Genomic DNA, 1,941 nt, shown 5'->3' on the forward strand with positions numbered 1-1,941 from the left:
GGCGGGTGCTGGCCGCCACCACCCCGGCCCTGCCGGTGGGGTCGCTGGCACGCGGGCTGCTCGCGGACCCGGCGGCCGAGCGGGCCGGGGTGCCGTCGGCGGCGGTGGACTGGACGGTGGTGCGCGGCTGACGGGGCGGTGGGCAATATGACCTTCATTTACGAAGGTATTATTCGTTCCGCTTCCCGCGCCCGGGCGGTGTGCTGAAGCAGCAGTCCCCGCAGAGCCCGGCACCCGGCCCCACCCGGTAGTAGAGGCAGCAGCTGTTGCGCCGGAACGCTGTGCCGCGCGGCCCGGTGTGCAGGGTGCCCGATCCGGCCAGCGGTGGACGGTCCAGCAGCTCCGCGGCCAACGCCCGTGCGGCGCCAGGCGCATGGGCGTCCAGCACCCGAAGCGTCCCGGCCAGCGCGGACGCGGCGTTGCCGAGCAGCAGGCGTGAGGAGAGCGGTGCGACGGCCCGGACGGCTGCCGCCAGTCGCTCCAAGCAGCCGAGCAGGACGGCTTCGTGGAGCTGGTCGGCAAGCGTTCCGGCGGCCGGCCGGGCGGGCTCCGGGGGTGTCCACAGATCGAGCGGGCCCTGGTCCGGGATGCGCATCCAGGCGTGCTCCAGGGTCGGGACCGTTCCCAGCAGGACGGCCGAGCCCAGTCCCACCGACCAGAAGCGGGCGGCCAGTCCCAGATGCAGGATCGAGGCGGCGACCCGGGGCTCGTCGGTGCCGAGCCGCCGCGCCACCACCCGCAGCCGCGCCGCCAACGGCGCGTCCGGCCCGGTGCCGTACAGCTCGGCCAGCGGCCGGAAGCCCGCAGGCGGCGGCCCGGACGGCGAGGTGTCGAGCGCGAAGTACGGCCCGACGGCGCCGAGCCGGGCGTAGTCGGGCGGCCGCCGGTCCGGCGCGGGGTTCAACGGCCGTCCCCTGTTCGGTCGTTGAACCCCGCGCCCGCCCGTGGCGGGATGGTCGGACGGTCCAGGGACAACGGGGCCTCCAGGTCTCCGGGTGTTCGGGCGGCGGTGCGCAGCCCCGCTCGTTGCCCGAGAGGCCCTGGCAGGCCCGGTCGGCCGGGTGTCAGCTGCGCACGGAGAAGTCACCACTGCTCGTGCGGATGAACGGTACCGTGCCCTGGCAGTCCGACACCGGCTGGCCGAACACGCCCCAGACCCAGCCCATCCGGTCCCCGTGCCGCCCGTTGTCCTCCACCGAGAGCGAGACTTTCTGGCCGACCAGCTCCAGTCCCGGGAACCAGGGCGCCTCGCCCTTGGTGACCACCCCGGTGGCGATCGCCTCCCGGCCGCCGACGGCCAGACAGGTGATGTCCCCCTCGAAGTCGGCGACCAGCCGGCCGTCGGTGCGCACGTGACGGACGTGGAAGTGGCCTGCGGTGCTGTGCGGATCGGTGTTGGTGGCGGCACGGGCGTCCACCGAGATCTGCACCGGGTCGCCTTCGAAGCCGTGGAACGAGGCGGTGAGGACGGTGTTGCCGGTGCCGCGCACGCTGACCGGTCCGAAGTCGGCTGCCGCGGCGGCCGGTTGTGCGGCGGGGACCGGTGCGGCGACGGCGGCCGGTGCGGCGGTGGCGACCGTCGCGGTCAGCAGGAGGAGCGAGACTGCGGCGGTGGCGAGGCGGCGGTTCATGGCGGTTCGTTCTCCTTCGGCGCGGTTGTTCCGACGCCACCGAGCATGCTCCCGCCCGGCCGTGCGGACCTCCCGCTGCGGAGGGGAGTTGACGGCGGACCGCTCCCTCCCGGGGAGGAGGTCGCCTCCCCCGGGAGAGCTGCCCGTAGGCTCGGCCGGGTGCGCACCGACTCACCCTCCGTCCGGTCCGATTCCACATCGCCGCGGTCGGCTCGGATCCGGCGGCGGCTCGCCGCCGTCGCCGCGCCGGCCCTGATGCCGCCCGTCGCGCTCGCGCAGGCGGACGCCCTCGGTGCGGCCGCGCTGCTCG

General features: G+C 75.3%; 2 protein-coding genes. Both read right to left on the reverse strand.

Features of this window, described 5'->3' with window-relative positions; genetic code table 11:
• Window positions 1–169: 169 nt before the first annotated feature.
• The gene (locus KS423_RS44475; protein WP_224285366.1) at window positions 170–904 is read right to left on the reverse strand and encodes a (2Fe-2S)-binding protein; all 735 of its coding nucleotides are present in this window, start codon (window positions 902–904) and stop codon (window positions 170–172) included.
• 160 nt (window positions 905–1,064) lie between these two features.
• Window positions 1,065–1,631 carry a hypothetical protein gene (locus KS423_RS44480; RefSeq protein ID WP_224285367.1) on the reverse strand — a complete coding sequence of 189 codons (567 nt, stop codon included), beginning with the start codon at window positions 1,629–1,631 and terminating at the stop codon, window positions 1,065–1,067.
• Window positions 1,632–1,941 lie beyond the last annotated feature (310 nt).

It is taken from the genome of Streptomyces sp. LS1784 (genome assembly GCF_020103755.1).
Taxonomy (GTDB): Bacteria; Actinomycetota; Actinomycetes; order Streptomycetales; family Streptomycetaceae; genus Kitasatospora.